The organism is Chromobacterium phragmitis, from assembly GCF_003325475.1.
GTDB classification, from domain to species: domain Bacteria; phylum Pseudomonadota; class Gammaproteobacteria; order Burkholderiales; family Chromobacteriaceae; genus Chromobacterium; species Chromobacterium phragmitis.
The window spans coordinates 576,140-592,607 of sequence record NZ_CP029495.1; the positions used below are offsets into that span (position 1 = coordinate 576,140).

19 protein-coding genes are annotated in these 16,468 nt (G+C 63.5%); 7 read left to right on the forward strand and 12 right to left on the reverse strand.

Annotated features, from left to right (window positions below):
* Nucleotides 1-93: 93 nt before the first annotated feature.
* Entirely contained in the window at nt 94-666 is a 573-nt protein-coding gene (gene dcd / locus DK842_RS02850; RefSeq protein ID WP_114059997.1) for a dCTP deaminase, read from the forward strand.
* A gap of 271 nt (nt 667-937) precedes the next feature.
* On the forward strand, nt 938-1,414 hold the full coding sequence (locus tag DK842_RS02855; RefSeq protein WP_114059998.1) for a glutathione peroxidase: 477 nt from the start codon (nt 938-940) through the stop codon (nt 1,412-1,414).
* Between the two features lie 65 nt (nt 1,415-1,479).
* Here DK842_RS02855 and DK842_RS02860 read toward each other — a convergent pair whose 3' ends face one another.
* From DK842_RS02860 to cysK, 6 genes are all read right to left on the reverse strand, one after another.
* Complete coding sequence (locus DK842_RS02860) at nt 1,480-1,767, reverse strand: hypothetical protein (protein WP_114059999.1); 288 nt, start codon at nt 1,765-1,767, stop codon at nt 1,480-1,482.
* Nucleotides 1,768-1,875: 108 nt separating this feature from the next.
* Nucleotides 1,876-2,148: a hypothetical protein gene (locus DK842_RS02865; RefSeq protein ID WP_114060000.1), complete on the reverse strand. Its 273-nt coding sequence runs from the start codon at nt 2,146-2,148 to the stop codon at nt 1,876-1,878.
* 96 nt (nt 2,149-2,244) lie between these two features.
* Nucleotides 2,245-3,276: a histone deacetylase family protein gene (locus DK842_RS02870; RefSeq protein WP_114063580.1), complete on the reverse strand. Its 1,032-nt coding sequence runs from the start codon at nt 3,274-3,276 to the stop codon at nt 2,245-2,247.
* A 94-nt stretch (nt 3,277-3,370) separates the two neighbouring features.
* A complete protein-coding gene (locus DK842_RS02875) occupies nt 3,371-3,775 on the reverse strand; it encodes a YchJ family protein (RefSeq protein WP_114060001.1) in 405 nt (134 codons plus the stop codon).
* A complete protein-coding gene (locus tag DK842_RS02880) occupies nt 3,775-4,248 on the reverse strand; it encodes a hypothetical protein (RefSeq protein WP_232538579.1) in 474 nt (157 codons plus the stop codon). Before DK842_RS02880 ends, DK842_RS02875 begins: the two co-directional genes overlap by 1 nt.
* Nucleotides 4,249-4,345: 97 nt before the next feature.
* Nucleotides 4,346-5,278 (reverse strand): cysteine synthase A, encoded by a 933-nt coding sequence (cysK, locus tag DK842_RS02885; protein WP_114060003.1) that lies wholly within the window; start codon nt 5,276-5,278, stop codon nt 4,346-4,348.
* 167 nt (nt 5,279-5,445) lie between these two features.
* Here cysK and DK842_RS02890 point away from each other — a divergent pair, with 167 nt between their 5' ends.
* Nucleotides 5,446-6,315, forward strand: a complete 870-nt coding sequence (locus DK842_RS02890; RefSeq protein WP_114060004.1) for an ion transporter — start codon at nt 5,446-5,448, stop codon at nt 6,313-6,315.
* On the opposite strand, the gene DK842_RS02895 is transcribed toward DK842_RS02890, so the two are convergent.
* Entirely contained in the window at nt 6,308-6,817 is a 510-nt protein-coding gene (locus DK842_RS02895; RefSeq protein WP_114060005.1) for an O-acetyl-ADP-ribose deacetylase, read from the reverse strand. The genes DK842_RS02890 and DK842_RS02895 overlap by 8 nt on opposite strands.
* A gap of 452 nt (nt 6,818-7,269) precedes the next feature.
* Here DK842_RS02895 and xseA point away from each other — a divergent pair, with 452 nt between their 5' ends.
* The 4 genes from xseA to DK842_RS02910 all read left to right on the forward strand — a co-directional run bounded on the left by xseA (nt 7,270) and on the right by DK842_RS02910 (nt 10,137).
* The gene (xseA, locus tag DK842_RS02900) at nt 7,270-8,631 is read left to right on the forward strand and encodes an exodeoxyribonuclease VII large subunit (protein WP_114060006.1); all 1,362 of its coding nucleotides are present in this window, start codon (nt 7,270-7,272) and stop codon (nt 8,629-8,631) included.
* A 599-nt stretch (nt 8,632-9,230) separates the two neighbouring features.
* Entirely contained in the window at nt 9,231-9,407 is a 177-nt protein-coding gene (locus DK842_RS23295) for a hypothetical protein (protein WP_168191787.1), read from the forward strand.
* 59 nt (nt 9,408-9,466) lie between these two features.
* A complete protein-coding gene (locus tag DK842_RS02905; protein ID WP_114060007.1) occupies nt 9,467-9,916 on the forward strand; it encodes a nitrogen fixation protein in 450 nt (149 codons plus the stop codon).
* 32 nt (nt 9,917-9,948) lie between these two features.
* Nucleotides 9,949-10,137 (forward strand): hypothetical protein, encoded by a 189-nt coding sequence (locus DK842_RS02910; RefSeq protein ID WP_114060008.1) that lies wholly within the window; start codon nt 9,949-9,951, stop codon nt 10,135-10,137.
* A 71-nt stretch (nt 10,138-10,208) separates the two neighbouring features.
* On the opposite strand, the gene ispH is transcribed toward DK842_RS02910, so the two are convergent.
* From ispH to DK842_RS02935, 5 genes are all read right to left on the reverse strand, one after another.
* A complete protein-coding gene (gene ispH / locus DK842_RS02915) occupies nt 10,209-11,144 on the reverse strand; it encodes a 4-hydroxy-3-methylbut-2-enyl diphosphate reductase (protein ID WP_114060009.1) in 936 nt (311 codons plus the stop codon).
* A gap of 91 nt (nt 11,145-11,235) precedes the next feature.
* Nucleotides 11,236-11,718 (reverse strand): signal peptidase II, encoded by a 483-nt coding sequence (lspA, locus tag DK842_RS02920; RefSeq protein WP_406850469.1) that lies wholly within the window; start codon nt 11,716-11,718, stop codon nt 11,236-11,238.
* Nucleotides 11,719-11,787: 69 nt separating this feature from the next.
* Nucleotides 11,788-14,565, reverse strand: a complete 2,778-nt coding sequence (gene ileS / locus DK842_RS02925) for an isoleucine--tRNA ligase (protein ID WP_114060011.1) — start codon at nt 14,563-14,565, stop codon at nt 11,788-11,790.
* The gene (locus tag DK842_RS02930; RefSeq protein WP_114060012.1) at nt 14,562-15,497 is read right to left on the reverse strand and encodes a bifunctional riboflavin kinase/FAD synthetase; all 936 of its coding nucleotides are present in this window, start codon (nt 15,495-15,497) and stop codon (nt 14,562-14,564) included. Before DK842_RS02930 ends, ileS begins: the two co-directional genes overlap by 4 nt.
* A gap of 132 nt (nt 15,498-15,629) precedes the next feature.
* Nucleotides 15,630-16,310 (reverse strand): OmpA family protein, encoded by a 681-nt coding sequence (locus tag DK842_RS02935; protein ID WP_114060013.1) that lies wholly within the window; start codon nt 16,308-16,310, stop codon nt 15,630-15,632.
* Between the last annotated feature and the right edge of the window lie 158 nt (nt 16,311-16,468).

Sequence of the window (16,468 nt, forward strand, 5' to 3'; positions counted from 1 at the left end):
CATGCCGGCGGCGCGGATTTCAGCCACCCGACATGGCGCGAAGCGGGTAAAATCGGCAGCCATCGCATACATCGACACAACGGGCCCACGACTATGAGCATCAAATCGGACAAGTGGATACGCCGGATGGCCGCCGAGCACGGCATGATCGAGCCGTTCGAGGCCAACCAGGTGAAAGCGGCCGCCGACGGCCAGAAGCTGATTTCCTACGGCACCTCCAGCTACGGCTACGATATCCGCTGCGCCGACGAATTCAAGGTGTTCACCAACATCAACAGCACCATCGTCGACCCGAAGAGCTTCGACCCCAACTCCTTCGTCGAAGTCTCCGGCAAGGGCTATTGCATCATCCCGCCCAACAGCTTCGCGCTGGCCCGCACGGTGGAATACTTCCGCATCCCGCGCTCGGTGCTGACCGTCTGCCTGGGCAAATCCACCTACGCCCGCTGCGGCATCATCGTCAACGTCACCCCGTTCGAGCCGGAATGGGAAGGCTACGTGACGCTGGAGTTCTCCAACACCACGCCGCTGCCGGCCAAGATCTACGCCAACGAGGGCGTGGCGCAGGTGCTGTTCTTCGAATCCGACGAAGTCTGCGACGTGTCCTACAAAGACCGCGCCGGCAAGTATCAGGGCCAGGTGGGCGTCACGCTGCCGCGTCCGTAAGCGCCGCGATTTTCGCGACAAGGGATGGCCAGGCGGCCATCCCTTTTTCTTTGCCCCGCGCGCAAAAGCCGCTCGCATTTTTCGGCATCTGTTCTAGGCTAAACAAAGGGTTAGCTGACATCCCGGTTGTGCCGACCCTTTGCACAGCAAGCTGTTTCTTCTTGGGGCGTCGCGGTTCCCCCTTGCCGCTGCGCCCCCTTTTTATGCCTTCGCGCTTGCCAGGCCGCCGCCGCGCCGCCATCATCTTTTTTTGTCCCCATTTTCTCCGCGCATGAGCATCTACGATTACGCCTTCCGCCGGCTGGACGGCGGCGAACAGCCGCTGGCCGCCTACCGCGGCCGCGTGCTGCTGCTGGTCAATACCGCCAGCCGCTGCGGCTTCACGCCGCAATACGATGGCCTGCAAAAACTGCACGCAGCCTACTCGGAGCAGGGCCTGACGGTGATAGGCTTTCCCTGCAACCAGTTCGGCGCGCAGGAACCCGGCTCCGCCGGCGACATCGCCTCCTTTTGCCGGAAAAACTATGGCGTGGATTTCCTGATGGCGGACAAGGTGGACGTCAACGGCGCCGGCGCCCATCCGCTGTGGCAATACCTGAAGCGGCAGAAGCGCGGCTTGCTGGGACGGCCTGTCCGCTGGAACTTCAGCAAATTCCTGGTGGACCGCGACGGCCGGGTGGTCGCGCGCTTCGCCCCGTTCACCCGGCCGGACAAGTTGGCCGCCAGAATTGAAGCGCTGCTGGCATGAAAAGAGCCGGGCAAGGCCCGGCTCTGTCGCCGCCTTCTTGGCGGCCCTGCGGGGACGCGCCCCGCTCACGCGCATGAGTCGATATTGCGCCTGGCGCTCATCGCCAACAGGTCCAAGTCGTCGTCCAGATGCTCCTGGATGTCGACCAAGGCCGCTCGCAACACCGCGGCGGCCAGCACGGTTTGGTCGCCGTTGAACACATGGGCCAGCACTCTCAATTCGCGACACGCGGTGATGTCCAACGGCACCTCCAGACTGCGCACCGTCGTCAGCGTCACCTCCGCCATCGCGTCGGGTCTGCCCGCCCGCTGCGCCTCCAGCTCCGCCAACAAGGTTTTCAAGGCCAGTCCCATCTCTGCCTCCCTGCTCTCGTTTTCCCACGCCGGGCGTGGCCCGGCCCCCGCGGCCTGTCTCATCCCGCGCCCGCCGGCCGCCAGCCGGGCGTGGTCATCGCCGTTTCGTCAGTCGTCTCCGTCCAACAGCCGCCGGCAAGCCCGGGTGGCGCGCAGCATCTGGCCATCGTCCAGCGCCTCCCAAGCGTCGGCTATCGCCGCGCCCAGCAGCTTGCCCGCCATATCCTCGCTGCTGCTCCCGAACGCCGCAGCCAACGCCCGCAACTCCAGCGCCAGCTCGCCCGGCAACGCGGCCTCCAACCGCCGCGCGGCCTCAGGAGCGCCCGGCCACGCGCCAGACTCGCCCAAGCCGGAGACCAGCCTCTCCATGCTATTGCCCATCGCCCTTCTCCGTTTCCGCTTCCGCGCCAGCGGCACCCGCCGTCCTGGCGGCGAAAGACTCTTTGAACATAGGTCAGCACAGCTCAAAAATCTGTATCAGCCCCGCGCCTCGAAGCCCGCCAGCACATTGACGACATGGGTGCCGACCGGCTCCACCGCGTAGCCGCCCTCCAGGCAGAACAGGGTCGGCAGTTTCAGCCCCGCCAGTCGCGCGCCCAGTGTGACGAAGTCGGGGGAGTCGAGCTGGAAGCGCGAGATCGGATCGCCCTGATAGGTGTCCACGCCCAGCGACACCACCAACGCCTCGGCGCCGAAGCGGGCGATCTGCTCCAACGCGCAATCCAGCGCCACGAACCAAGTGCTGACGCAGGAGCCGGCCGGCAACGGAAAGTTGAAGTTGTAGCCCAGACCCTCGCCCTCCCCCTTCTCGTCGGCGAAGCCGAGGAAAAACGGGTACTCGGTGCGGGGGTCGCCGTGTATGGACAGGAACAGCACGTCGGCGCGCGGATAAAAGATGTCCTGAGTGCCGTTGCCGTGGTGATAATCGACGTCCAGCACTGCCACCTTGCGCAGGCCGCGGTCGCGCAGCGACTGGGCGGCGATGGCGGCGTTGTTGAAGAAGCAATAGCCGCCGCAGTAGTCGCGCGCCGCGTGGTGGCCGGGCGGCCGGGTCAGCGCGAATACCGCCCGTTCGCCGCCCATCAGCCGGTCGGCAGCGGTCAGCGCGGTGTCGGCGGCGGCGGTCGCCGCCTGCCAGGTGCCGGCGGTGATCGGCGTGCCGCAATCCATCGAGTAATAGCAGAGCTGGCCTTCCACATGCTCGGGAACAGCCTCGCGCAGGCGGCGGACCTGCCACATCTTGGGCAGCGCGTCGTAGTCGCGGCCCAGCGCGCTCCAGCGCGGCCAGGCGGTTTCCAGGAAACGGACGTAGCCGGCGTCATGCACGCGCAGGATAGGGTCCGCGCCGTGGCGGCTCGGGTGGATGACATCGCCCAGCTCTCGCTCGCGCACGGCGGCCAACACCATGTCGGCGCGGGACGGGGTTTCAAAACAGGGCTTGAGAGTGCCGTCTATCAGCTCGGCCTGGCCATGCTGCAGACGGTGGGAATCGGAATAGACGGTGAGCATGATGTTTTCCAGCACGGAAAACCTTATGCTCCCGCCATCCTCTCATCGGGGTCAAACAGAGATGGGCGCAAACTTGCGCCAGGACAAGCGCGGGTCAGGCCAGTTGGCCGGAAACGTAATACCAGCGGCCATCCTCACGCACGAAGCGGCTGGCCTCATGCATGCGCTCGGCCTTGCCGCCCACCTTGCAGCGGGCGACGAACTCCACCACGCCTTCGCTGTCGCCTTCCCGTCCCGCTTCGCAGCGAAGGATTTCCAGGGCGATCCATTTCACTACGCCGGCGTCTTCTTCCAGGCCCAGCGTTTCCGGCCGGGTAGAAGAGTGCCAGGTCGCGAGCAGATAGTCCTCCAGCCCCAGCGCGAAAGCGCTGTAGCGCGAGCGCATCAGGGCTTCGGCGGTCGGGGCAGGCGGCGCGCCGGGAGGATGGTAACGGCCGCAACAGGCGGCCAGGCTCTCTCCGCCGCAAGGACAGGCGGCGGCTTGTTTCTTCGGCTTCATCAGTATCCCAGCGGCGGCAAACCGTATAGCTTGAGCAGGAAATTGGTGAACGCCGGGTCGGCAGGCTTGGGGGAATACTTGGGCCAGCGGCGCATCCATTCGCGCAGATGCGCCTCCAGCTTGGCGCGGAAGGCGTCGGAGTCGATGCGGCCGTTGTCGCGGTCGGCAGTCAGCTGGCGGTAAACGGCGAAGTTGTCGTTGTCCACCGCGTTGGCGCCGGCGATGCGCAGCCGGGCGGCGCCCAGCTGATCGGCCGCGGCGGTGCGGGTCAGTTCGCCGGACTTGACCTTGTCGGCCAGCCGGTTGGCCTCGGCCAGCAGCAGGTCAACCTTGCCGGTTGCGCGCGGCGGCGCGGATTGCGCGGGTCGGGACGCGCCGCCGGCGCCGGAATGGATGGGCGCGCCGAGCTGCTGCAGCGCGCTGCACGCAGTCAGCGAGCCCAGCAGGGAGAAAGCGAAGAGCTGTCTTTTCATGGCGGCCATTGTAGCCCGCCCTGCCCGCGCGCCGTCAACGGCAAACGTATTGCGATCGTTTGCGCGAACGCCGAGGCCCGCGCGCCGAACGCCGCGATCAGCCCAGATGCTCGAACAGCGCGGTGGACAGATAACGCTCGCCGAAGGACGGAATCACCACCACGATCAGCTTGCCGGCGTTTTCCGGACGCTTGGCCAGTTGCAGCGCCGACCATACCGCCGCGCCCGAGGAAATGCCCACCAGGATGCCCTCCTGGGTGGCTACATCGCGCGCGGTTTGCAGCGCATCCTCGTTTTTGACGCGGATGATCTCGTCGTAGATGCCGGTATTGAGGATGGCCGGCACGAAGCCCGCGCCGATGCCCTGGATGGGGTGCGGCCCCTTGGCCCCGCCCGACAGCACCGGCGACGCGTCCGGCTCCACCGCCACGACTTGCACGCCGGGCTTGCGCGCCTTCAGCACTTCGCCGACGCCGGTGATGGTGCCGCCGGTGCCCACGCCGGCCACGAAGATGTCCACTTGGCCGTCGGTATCGTTCCACACCTCTTCCGCGGTGGTGTGGCGGTGGATCTCGGGATTGGCCGGATTTTCGAATTGCTGCGGCATGAAGTAGGTGTCCGGGTACTCGTCGACCAGCGCCTTGGCTTTGGCGATGGCGCCGCCCATGCCATCCGGCCCCGGCGTCAGGATCAGCTCCGCGCCGTAGGCTTTCAGCAACTGGCGGCGCTCCTTGCTCATCGTTTCCGGCATGGTGATCACCAGCTTGTAGCCGCGGGCGGCGCACACCATGGCCAGCCCGATGCCGGTGTTGCCGGAGGTGGGCTCCACGATCACGGTGTCAGGCTGGATCTTGCCGGCCTTCTCCGCCGCGTCCAGCATCGCCACCGCGATGCGGTCCTTGACGCTGTGAGCCGGATTGTAGAATTCCAGCTTGGCGACGACGGTGGCGCCCGCGCCCTCGGCGACGCGGTTGAGCCTGACCAGCGGAGTGTTGCCGATCAAATCGGTGATGGTATTGGCGATGCGCATGATCTTATTCCTCATCCTGCTAAAATGACGATGCCGATATTCCACGGCATCATAATCAATCCGGCGCGGCCGCCCTAATATTGTTTGCTTCTATCCAGCAAACCAAACTCGGGCGGCCCCCTCTAAACCGCTTTGTTATAGTCAATGCAAACACAGGCAAGGTTCATATGCCCACACAGGAAACCCTGATCCCGCTGTCCGGCTGGCGCCGCAAGCTCTATATCATCATCTACGAGGCCGATACCCGCGCCGGACGGATTTTCGACATGGCGCTGATCATCGCCATCCTGATCTCCGTCGCCTGCGTGATGCTGGAAAGCGTGTCGTCGATACGCCAGCGCTACGGCACGCTGCTGACCGCGCTGGACTGGACCTTCACCATCCTGTTCACCATCGAATACGCGCTGCGGCTGATCTGCGTGCACAAGCCGTTGCGGTACGTGAAAAGCTTCTTCGGCATCATCGACCTGCTGTCCATCCTGCCGCTGTACCTAGGCCTGTTCATCCCGGAAAGCCGCTTCCTGGCCGACGTCCGCATCCTGCGGCTGCTCAGGATGTTCCGCATCCTCAAGCTCAGCCGCCATCTGGGCGAAGCCGCGCAGCTGCAGAAAGCCTTGATGGCCAGCCGCCGGAAAATCACCGTGTTTCTGGTCACCGTGGTGCTGCTGGTCATCATCCAGGGCACCCTGATGTATGTGATAGAAGGCCCCGAGCACGGCTTCACCAGCATTCCGGTCAGCATCTACTGGGCCATCGTCACCCTGACCACCGTCGGCTTCGGCGACATCACGCCCAAAACGCCGATGGGCCAGGCGCTGGCCAGCCTGGTGATGATCACCGGCTACGGCATCATCGCGGTGCCCACCGGCATCGTCAGCGCCGAGATCGCCCGCAGCACCGCGAACGAGCCTTCCGACAACCGCTCCGCCACCCGGCTGTGCCCGCACTGCTTCAGCGAGGGCCATGACTGGGACGCGCGCCACTGCAAGCACTGCGGCGGCCAGCTGCCGCGGCCCGCCAAAGGCGAGGTCAGCTGAGCGCCCGGCGGTACGCCGCCAGCGCCCGCGCGTCGTAGGCCACCAGCCACGCCTCGCGCAGCGAATGGCCGCCGCCGGCCAGCCAGCCGCGCAGCTCGCGCACCGCCAGCGCGCAGGCCTCTTCCAGCGGATAGCCATATACGCCGCAGCTGATCGCCGGAAAGGCGATGCTCTCCACCCCGTGGCGCGCGGCCAGCTCCAGACTGCTGCGGTAGCAGGCCGCCAGCAAGGCCGGCTCGCCCCGCTGCCCGCCCTGCCATATCGGCCCAACGGTATGGATCACATAGCGGGCCGGCAGGGCGAAACCCGGCGTCAGCCTCGCCTCCCCGGTCGGGCAGCCGCCTATGCCGCGGCAAGCCTCCAGCAGCGCCGGCCCCGCCGCGCGGTGGATCGCGCCGTCCACTCCTCCCCCGCCCAACAAGCTGCTGTTGGCGGCGTTCACGATGGCGTCCACCGCCAGCGTGGTGATGTCGTCCAGCCTGCACTTGAGCAAATCGTCCATGATGCCTCCTCCGCGTCCAGCTTACGCCCGATGCCGGGCCGGCAGAAGCCTAGCGGTGATATCATGACGAACCGGCGCGAAACGGCGGCGCTCGGCATGCCTCCAGCATCGCTGCGGCGCAGCGGACACCGCCGCAATGCCGCACATAGCAAGCGATTACTCAAGCGATGCCGCAGGCGCAACATGCCGACGTCAATTCCATTCGGTTAATCCTGCCTGCAGGCGGCTCTCGGCCGCGCCGCCAGCCCGCCTGTGGATAACTTTGTTGACAAGTCTGTGCGCAGATCGCGTAAACCCTTGTCCAAGCAGGCTTGCGGCGATTTTTCACGCCGGGGATTGATTTTTGCAAACCATTGATTTCATTGCGTTTAGATTCAGATATCGAACGCTACGCAAGCGGAGCCTCGACTGCGCCGCTCGAATCTTTGCTCTAGCGAGACACTGTGGATCACTTGACAAGACAAAATTTCCCTGATCGCCAGGACGTGATCAGCGTTTCCTCGCTGAACCGGATGGCCCGCGATCTGCTGGAAGCCGGCATTCCGCCGGCATGGATAGGCGGGGAGATTTCCAACCTGACGCTGGCGGCCTCCGGCCACGCTTATTTCTCGCTGAAGGATGGCGGCGCCCAGGTGCGCTGCGTGATGTTCCGCCATAAATTGTCCATGTTGCCTTTCCGGCCGCAGGAAGGGATGCAAGTGGAGCTGCGCGGCCAGGTGACCCTGTACGAGGCGCGCGGCGAGTTTCAGATCAGCGTCGGCGAAATGCGCTCGGCCGGCCTGGGCAGATTGTACGAAGCCTTCGAGCGACTGAAGGCCAAGCTGCAGGCCGAAGGTCTGTTCGACAATGCGCGCAAGCGCGAACTGCCTGCCCATCCGGCAGCCATCGGCATCGTCACCTCCCCCGCCGCCGCCGCGCTGCGCGACGTGGTCAGCACGCTGCGCCGCCGCATGCCCGGCATTCCGGTGGTGCTCTATCCCGCGCAAGTCCAGGGCGAAAGCTCCGCCAAGCAAATCGCCGAGGCCATCCGCGCCGCCGGCGAGCGCAAAGAGGTCGACGCGCTGATCATCTGCCGAGGCGGCGGCAGCATCGAGGACTTGTGGTCGTTCAACGAGGAAATCGTCGCCCGCGCGGTGGCGGACTGCCCCATTCCCACCATCAGCGGGGTCGGCCACGAAACCGATTTCACCATCTGCGACTTCGTCGCCGACCGCCGCGCGCCGACGCCGACCGCCGCCGCGGAGCTGGTATCGCCCAACCGCGAGCATCTGGCCCTCCAGCTGGAACAAACCAAACGCGCGCTGGAACGGGCGCTGGGCCGTCTGTTGATGGACAAGACCCAACAGTTGGACTTTCTCGGCCGCCGCCTGCTCCATCCCGGCGCCAAGCTGCGCGCCCAAAGCGAGCGGCTGGGCGCGCTATCGCAGACGCTGAGGCAACGCGTGCAAACTGCCTTCGAACAAGGCCGCTGGCGGCTGCAGCTGGCCGGCACCCGCCTGGCCCGCCACCAGCCAGACCTGGCCGGACAGCGCCAGTCGCTGCAGCAAAGACAGGCCGCGTTGCTGCGCGCGCGCGACCGGCTGCTGGAGCGGCGCGCCCAGCGCCTGGCGCAACTGGCGTCCACGCTGACCGCGCTCAACCCGGAAGCGGTGCTGGCCCGAGGCTACGCCATCGTGCAAAAGCAGGATGGCCGCGCGGTGAAAAATCCGGCCGAGCTCGCCGACCATGAAAAGGTGACGCTGACGCTGGCTGAAGGCCGCGCCGAAGCCCGCATCGAACGCCCGCAAGGCGCACAGGCGCAGTTGCCGTTTTAAGCGCCGTCAAGCGGCATCTTCCGGCGCGGCTTTTACGCCCCCGCCTCGGCTCCGGGGCGGGAACCCATTCTTCGCGCCAAGACCCGACAGGCCCCGCTCCGTCCAGCCCGCCGCAAAGTAGCCGTATCCGCCCGCAGTCCTCGTCCCTCCTCTCCGCCTTGTACGCATTTTTTGATGCCCGCGGGAATACGCCATCCTCCGCCATTCCATATCAAGGCCCGGCGTTTTCATTGCATCTATTCAATATCAACTTATTTCCATAAAAATAATCATATTCAATCCAATTTAAATTCAGGATTTATTTCCGTTCGGCATTTTCTTTTTCGCGCCGCTTTTTTACTAAAACACTCGATTATTGACCTGGGTTAAGACTTCCAGATTGACGTTGTCATCACTCTTTGCCATCATTCGCAGCGACAAAATAAATTAAAAATTGCCAAAAATTTTAATTTTCTAGCATTAATTTATTGAACTTAGGCCGGAATGAAAATGTTTTATACAAAACAGCAGGCTGCAAACCGTCCACGCCCGACTTTGCCGCTTCCCGTTTCGCCATCAAATACAGCAGTTTATAAAACATCAAACCAGGAGCATGAAAAATGAAACCGCATAACATTCACGCCATCGCCGAATTTGAAAAACAGCTGCAAGAAAGCTTGGAGTTGGCTCAAATCATCAAACTGAGCGCCGAGGAAATTGAAACCGTCAGCGGCGGCTCGCAAGAAAACCCTCCGCGCCTGACAGGGAAAATCGTGCTGCCGCCGGCAGGAAAATAAGCGCTCGCATCATTTCACCCGACAACCGTTCGCTTATTTGAATATCCGGCAGGCACATCATGAAACACGATCAATCCAAACTTTGTCCCAGCTCTACTTTCGAAGGCGAAGGCAATATGGTGTTCGGCATCGTAGGCGGCAGCGCGCAAAACCGCCGCGTGATCTATCTGAAACAGATGATGCCTGCCGCGCAAGTCGACAGAGCCCGCCTGGGCGACATCGCGCCCGAGGAAATATTCCGCACCGCCGGCCCCTGCGCGCAAACCGAATGCGCCCACCACGACAACGCCGGCTCGCGCTGCACGCTGGCCCAGCGCGTGGTGGCCCAAACCGCCGAAGTGGTGGACAAGCTGGCTTACTGCGCGATACGCCCTCGCTGCATGTGGTGGAGCCAGCATGGCCAGGATGCCTGCGCCCGCTGCCCGCAAGTGGTGTCGATGGACCGGCTTCCGAGCGACGCCATCGCCCAAGCCCGCATTCCCCCGCAACCCGCCGCCGCGGGCTGCTGAATCTGACATTCAACGTTTAAAAGGAAATCGCCATGAAAAGCCAGACCATCCAAACCTCGGAATGGGATAGCCAACTGGAGCAAAGCCTGGAGATCGCGCAGATGGTGCGCCTGAGCAGCGAAGAGATAGAATGCGTGTCCGGCGGGCAAGCCAACAACGGCCCCACCACCGGCTTCGTGCCGCGCAAGCCGCCGGTCACCGGCTTCGTGCCGCAGCCATGATGCGCCGATGGCGCGGACCATGAAAAAGGCCGCTCTCTCGAGCGGCCTCGCCGTTTCCGCGGCAAGCGGCGTCAGGCTTGCGGACGCAGCGCCGGCGGCAACGCGAACACCGTGCTCTCCTCCACGCCGGGCAGCTCGGTCACCTGGGTGACATCGAAAGCCTTGATGCGGTCGATCACCGCCTGCACCAGCACCTCCGGCGCGCTGGCGCCGGCGGTGACGCCGACGCGGCGTTTGCCGGCAAACCATTCCGGCTCCAGCAGGCTGGCATTGTCCACCATGTAAGCGTCCACACCCTTCAGCGCCGCCACTTCGCGCAGGCGGTTGGAATTCGAGCTGTTGGGCGAGCCTACCACCACCACGATGTCGCACTGGTCGGCCAACTGCTTCACCGCGTCCTGGCGGTTTTGCGTGGCGTAACAGATGTCGTCCTTCTTCGGACTGTGGATGCTTGGGAAGCGGGCCTTCAGCGCGGCAATGATGTCTCGGGTCTCGTCCACCGACAGCGTGGTCTGGCTGACGTAGGACAGCGCATCCTCGCGCTTGACCTGCAGCGCGGCGACATCTTCGACCGTTTGCACCAGATACATGCCGGAATCCACCTGGCCCATCGTGCCTTCCACTTCCGGATGGCCGGCATGGCCGATCATGATGATTTCCATCTCGGCCTTGTGCATCCGCTTCACTTCGACATGCACCTTGGTCACCAGCGGACAGGTGGCGTCGAACACCGTCAGCCCCAGCGCCTCGGCCTCCGCCCGCACCGACAGCGGCACGCCGTGGGCGGAATAGATCAGCGTGCTGCCCGGCGGCACGTCCTTCAATTCCTCGATGAACACCGCGCCCTTGCTCCGCAGATCATCCACCACGAAACGGTTGTGCACCACCTCGTGGCGCACGTAGATGGGCGCGCCGTAGAGCTCGATCGCGCGCTCGACGATGGCGATGGCCCGGTCCACCCCGGCGCAGAACCCGCGCGGGTTGGCGAGCATGATGGTCTTCGTCATCCGTATGTCCTCAATCAGGCCAGGGTCTTGCCCGGCGAATGCGCGAATGGCCCGCGCCGCGGGCCATCGCTTCGATCAATCGCCGCCTCGCTTAGCGCGACGGCTTCTTCATGCTGTCCAGCACCATCAGCGCCGCGCCGACGCAGATGAAGGAGTCGGCCAGGTTGAACGCCGGGTAGTACCACTGGTTGTAGTAGTGGATCATGATGAAATCGATCACGTGGCCGTAGGCCAGGCGGTCGATCACATTGCCCAGCGCGCCGCCCATGATGAGGGCCGCCGCCAAATTCATCATGCCGGAGAAACGCCGTTTGACGATGTTCCAGCCCAACCAGCCGGATACGGAAAAAGCGAGCGCGGTGAACAGATATTTCTGCCAGCCGCCGGCGTCGTGCAGAAAACTGAATGCCGCGCCGGGATTGTAGACCAGAGTAAAGTTGAAGAAACCTTCCACTACCGGCCGGATTTCACCGTACTGGAAACGGCTGTTGAAATACAGCTTGCTGATCTGGTCCAGTACGATCACCAGGGCCGCCAGCGCGAACCACTTGGGCCAGCTGCGGGCGCCAGGCATAGTCATTGCGGAATCCATCTGTCGGTATCCATGGGCAGGCGGGGCCGCCTGGGCGGCCCCGTCGGATGATCAGGCGTGGCGACGCGGCTCGCCTTGGCCATCCAGGTTGTCGACGCAACGGCCGCAGACGGCGCCGTGCCCGGCGTGGCTGCCCACGTCGGCGCGGTAATGCCAGCAGCGGTCGCACTTGTCGTGCGCGGACGGCGTGACCCGGATCGCCAGTTCGCCCGCTTCGCGCACATTCGCCTTGGACACGATCAATACGAACTTGAGTTCCTCGCCCAGGCTGGCCAAATGGCGGGCCAGCTCTGCCGGCGCGTCGATTTCCACTTCAGCCTGCAGCGAGGAGCCCAGCTTGTCGGCGCTGCGCAGCGCCTCGATCTCCTTGTTGACCACCGCGCGCAGCTCGCGGATGGACTGCCACTTGGCGGACAGCGCGGCCTCGCGCTCTGCCGCCTGGGCCGGGAACTCGTGCCAGATATGGTACAGCGTGGATTCTTCCTCGCTGTCCACCAACACGTTCCAAGCCTCGTCGGCGGTGAAGCACAGAATCGGCGCCACCATCAGCAGCAGGCTGCGGGTGATGTGGTACAAGGCGGTCTGCGCGCTGCGGCGGGCGTGGCTGTCGGCCTGAGTGGTGTACAAGCGGTCCTTGATCACGTCCAGGTAGAACGCGCCCAGATCTTCCGAACAGTAGCCAACCACTTCCTGCACCACGTGGTGGAAGGCATAACGCGAGTACAGCTCGCCCACCACTTTTTCCTGCACCTCGCGCGCGCGCAGCAGCGCGTACTGATCCATTTCCACCATGGCGCCCAGCGGCATGGCGTTTTCCAACGGATCGAAGTCCGACAGGTTGGACAGCAGGAAGCGAATGGTGTTGCGCAGGCGGCGGTAGCTTTCCGTGGTGCGCTTCAGAATCTCCTGCGACAGCGACATGTCGCCGGAGTAGTCGGCGCTGGCCACCCACAGCCGCAGGATGTCAGCGCCCAGGGTGCCGCAGATCTCTTCCGGCGCGATGCCGTTGCCCTTGGACTTGGACATCTTGTAACCCTTGTCGTCCACGGTGAAGCCGTGGGTCAAGAGCTGCTTGTACGGCGCGCGGCCGATGGTGGCGCAGCCGGTCTTCAGCGACGACTGGAACCAGCCGCGGTGCTGGTCGGAGCCTTCCAGGTACAGGTCGGCCGGCCAGGCCAGCTCCGGGCGCTGCTTCAGCACCGCGAAATGGGTGGCGCCGGAGTCGAACCACACATCCAGCGTGTCGGTCAGCTTGCGGTATTGCTCGGCCTCGTCGCCCAGCAATTCCTTGGCGTCCAGGCTGAACCAGGCTTCGATGCCCTGCTGCTCGATGCGCAGCGCCACTTCCTCCAACAGCTGGGCGGAACGCGGATGCAGCTCGCCCGACTCCTTGTGGATGAAGAAGGTCATCGGCACGCCCCAGTTGCGCTGGCGCGACACGCACCAGTCGGGGCTGTTCTTGATCATCGCGTCCAGACGCGCGCGGCCCCAGGCAGGGAAGAACTCGGTGGCGTCGACGGCGCGCTGGCTGATCTCGCGCAGCGTCTCGCCGCCATTAGCCTGGCGGTCCATGCTGATGAACCATTGCGGCGTGGCGCGGAAGATGATCGGCGTCTTGTGGCGCCAGCAGTGCGGGTAGCTATGCTCCAGCTTGGCCTTGTGCACCAGCGCGCCATGCGCTTCCAACGTCTCGATCACGCGCGGATTGGCGTCCCATACCAGCATGCCGGCGAACAGCTCGGTGGTGCTCTTGTAGCGGCCGTCGTCGGCAACCGGATTGGCGATGGGCAGCTTGTACTGCAGGCCGGCCTGGAAGTCTTCCAGGCCATGGGCCGGCGCGGTATGCACCAAGCCGGTGCCGGCATCGGTGGTGACGTGGTCGCCCAGAATCACCGGCACCTGGCGGTCATAGAAAGGGTGTTGCAGCAGGATCAGGTCCAGCGCCTCGCCCTTGGACTCGCCCAGCACGCGATATTCTTCCACGCCGTAGCGCTTCATCGCCGACTCGACCAGATCCTTGCCCAGAATCAGCTTGCCCTTGGGGGTATCGATCAGCTGGTAATCCAGATTGGGGCCGGCGGCGACGGCCTGGTTGGCCGGCAGCGTCCACGGCGTGGTGGTCCAGATCACGGCCATGGCGCCGGAGGCGTCGGCGTCGAAGACGGCGGAGGCCTTGTCGGCGTCGACCACCTTGAAGCCGACGTCGATCGCCGGCGACACCTTGTCTTCGTATTCCACTTCGGCTTCGGCCAGCGACGAGCCGCACTCGATGCACCAGTGCACCGGCTTCTCGCCCTTGGTCAGGTAGCCGTTTTCATGGATCTTGCCGAGCGTGCGGACGATGTCGGCCTCGGTCTTGAAATCCATGGTCAGATAGGGATTGTCCCAATCGCCCAGCACGCCCAGGCGGATGAAGCCCTTTTTCTGGCGCGCCACCTGCTCCTTGGCGTATTCGCGGCACAGCTCTCGGAACTTGGCGGCGGGAATGTCCTTGCCGTGCAGCTTTTCCACCATCAGCTCGATAGGCAGGCCGTGGCAGTCCCAGCCCGGAACATAGGGCGCGTCGAAGCCGGCCAGGGTCTTGGAGCGGACGATGATGTCCTTCAGCACCTTGTTGACCGCGTGGCCCAGGTGAATGTCGTTGTTGGCGTACGGCGGGCCGTCATGCAGGATGAACTTGGGACGGCCGGCCGCCAGCTTGCGCAGCTTGTCGTAGCGCCTCTCTTCTTGCCAGCGCTTGACCCAGGCCGGTTCACGTTTCGCCAGATCCCCGCGCATGGCGAAGGGTGTATCCAGCAGGTTTACGGTTTTACGATAATCGATGCTCATGCCTGCTCTCGCTGCAAACTTGTCAAATAGGTCTTGGCGCTGGCCGCGTCGCGCTCGATCTGGGCCACCAAAGTCGCCAGATCATCATAGCGCGCTTCGTCGCGCAGTTTCTTCAGGAAGCGTACCGTCAGCCGCTGGCCGTACAGATCGCCCGAGAAATCGAACAGATGCACTTCCAGCTTGTAATCCGGGGTGTCGCTGACCGTCGGGTTCAGGCCCAGGCTGGCCACCCCGCCCAAACGGCCATGCGGCGTATCCGCCTCGACCACGAACACGCCCTGCAAGGCCGGCTTCAGGTGCGGCAGATGAATGTTGGCGGTGGGAAAGCCTATCGTTCGCCCCAGCTTCTTGCCATGCATCACCTTGCCTGAAATCCGGTACACCTCGCCCAGCAGCGCGTTGGCCGAGTCCAGATCGCCGGCCCCAAGGCGCTCGCGCACCAACGTGCTGGATGCCCTCTCGCCCTTGATCAGCACCGACGGCATCGCCTCGGTGGCGAAATGCGGACAGGAGGCCAGCAATTCGAAATTGCCCTGGCGGCCGGAGCCGAACTGGAAATCGTCGCCTATCAACAGATAACGGGTCTTCAACTCGCTGACCAGCACCTGATCGACAAAGTCCTTGCCCGTCATGTTGGAAAAGCTGTGATTGAAACGGTAGACGAACACGTAATCGACCAGGCCGAGCTCTTCCAGCAAAGCAAACTTGTCCCTCAGCGTGGATAAACGGGCCGGCGGATTGGCGCGGGCGAAAAACTCGCGCGGATGCGGCTCGAAAGTCAGCAAAGCCGTAGGCAATTCGCGGGCGCGGGCTTCCGCGCGCAAACGTTCGAGCATGCGCCGATGCCCCTGGTGCACGCCATCGAAATTGCCGATGGTCAACGCGCATCCTGGCAGGGCGAAACGACGCGGATCCCCCAGAAATACCTGCATTCGCTGTCTTTACATACGTCCCGAAACCTTCGATTGTAGCCGCCAGTCATCGAAAGCGTCCAGCCATGATCCATTTCCGAGAAAAACAAAAAGCCCCGCATGCGGCGGGGCTTTTCGATTCTGGCGAGAGAATTACTTGCCAGTTTTTTCTACCACGGACTCTTTAACAGCGTCGATGGTCACTTCTACGCGGCGATCAGACTCGATGCAAGCCTTAATTTCAGCGTTTTGCTTCTTGTTCTTCGCGTATTTCGGGAACTTGGCCTTGCACTCTTCCGTCATTTTGGCTTCAGCCTTGCCCTTGCCTACGGCTGCAACCTTCTCGGCCGGCACGCCGGCGTTCACGAAGTAAGCCTTGACTGCGTCGGCGCGATGCTGGGACAGAGCGTTGTTCAGCTTGTCGGAGCCCATGAAGTCGGTGTAACCATCGATTTCAACACCGTTCAGGTAACCCTTGCCAGCGTGAGCCTTCAGCTTGGCGACCAGCGGATCCAGTTCGTTCTTGGCGTCGGCGCGCAGGGTGGACTTGTTGAAGTCGAACAGCACCTTGGCGGACAGGGTCACTTTTTCCTTCATGGAAACCATGGTCGGCTTCGGAGCTTCAGCTACCGGCTTGGCGGCTTCGCGGTCGCCGCATTCAACCAGACCGTCCTTGGCCTTGTCGAAAGAGGAGGTGCGCCAGCATTCGCCGTAGCTGTTGCGAGTCACAGAGTCGGTAGCCTGGTCAACGGCGTAACCCGGTTTAGCGGCGAAAGCGCTAGCAGAAACCAACAGGGCGGCAACCAGTGCGCTCAGTTTCAGCTGTTTAGTCATGTTATTCCCTCTTTAATCTATAAAATGGGTAGCAATGCGGGCTGACGCAAAGACCACGCGAACTAAGTTGACTGCAAACATCAGGGATGGCTACATGCTGTGTTGATGCAGTTAACCCGCACTATAGGAATGCTGCAACCCCATGTCAACACAGCGCC

What these genes read in the sequence shown, in the direction of transcription:
- dcd (WP_114059997.1), top strand. Translation starts at nt 94, where the DNA reads ATGAGCATCAAATCGGACAAGTGGATACGCCGGATGGCCGCCGAGCAC.
- DK842_RS02855 (WP_114059998.1), top strand. Translation starts at nt 938, where the DNA reads ATGAGCATCTACGATTACGCCTTCCGCCGGCTGGACGGCGGCGAACAG.
- DK842_RS02860 (WP_114059999.1), bottom strand. Translation starts at nt 1,767, where the DNA reads ATGGGACTGGCCTTGAAAACCTTGTTGGCGGAGCTGGAGGCGCAGCGG.
- DK842_RS02865 (WP_114060000.1), bottom strand. Translation starts at nt 2,148, where the DNA reads ATGGGCAATAGCATGGAGAGGCTGGTCTCCGGCTTGGGCGAGTCTGGC.
- DK842_RS02870 (WP_114063580.1), bottom strand. Translation starts at nt 3,276, where the DNA reads ATGCTCACCGTCTATTCCGATTCCCACCGTCTGCAGCATGGCCAGGCC.
- DK842_RS02875 (WP_114060001.1), bottom strand. Translation starts at nt 3,775, where the DNA reads ATGAAGCCGAAGAAACAAGCCGCCGCCTGTCCTTGCGGCGGAGAGAGC.
- DK842_RS02880 (WP_232538579.1), bottom strand. Translation starts at nt 4,248, where the DNA reads ATGAAAAGACAGCTCTTCGCTTTCTCCCTGCTGGGCTCGCTGACTGCG.
- cysK (WP_114060003.1), bottom strand. Translation starts at nt 5,278, where the DNA reads ATGCGCATCGCCAATACCATCACCGATTTGATCGGCAACACTCCGCTG.
- DK842_RS02890 (WP_114060004.1), top strand. Translation starts at nt 5,446, where the DNA reads ATGCCCACACAGGAAACCCTGATCCCGCTGTCCGGCTGGCGCCGCAAG.
- DK842_RS02895 (WP_114060005.1), bottom strand. Translation starts at nt 6,817, where the DNA reads ATGGACGATTTGCTCAAGTGCAGGCTGGACGACATCACCACGCTGGCG.
- DK842_RS23295 (WP_168191787.1), top strand. Translation starts at nt 9,231, where the DNA reads ATGAAACCGCATAACATTCACGCCATCGCCGAATTTGAAAAACAGCTG.
- DK842_RS02905 (WP_114060007.1), top strand. Translation starts at nt 9,467, where the DNA reads ATGAAACACGATCAATCCAAACTTTGTCCCAGCTCTACTTTCGAAGGC.
- DK842_RS02910 (WP_114060008.1), top strand. Translation starts at nt 9,949, where the DNA reads ATGAAAAGCCAGACCATCCAAACCTCGGAATGGGATAGCCAACTGGAG.
- ispH (WP_114060009.1), bottom strand. Translation starts at nt 11,144, where the DNA reads ATGACGAAGACCATCATGCTCGCCAACCCGCGCGGGTTCTGCGCCGGG.
- lspA (WP_406850469.1), bottom strand. Translation starts at nt 11,718, where the DNA reads ATGCCTGGCGCCCGCAGCTGGCCCAAGTGGTTCGCGCTGGCGGCCCTG.
- ileS (WP_114060011.1), bottom strand. Translation starts at nt 14,565, where the DNA reads ATGAGCATCGATTATCGTAAAACCGTAAACCTGCTGGATACACCCTTC.
- DK842_RS02930 (WP_114060012.1), bottom strand. Translation starts at nt 15,497, where the DNA reads ATGCAGGTATTTCTGGGGGATCCGCGTCGTTTCGCCCTGCCAGGATGC.
- DK842_RS02935 (WP_114060013.1), bottom strand. Translation starts at nt 16,310, where the DNA reads ATGACTAAACAGCTGAAACTGAGCGCACTGGTTGCCGCCCTGTTGGTT.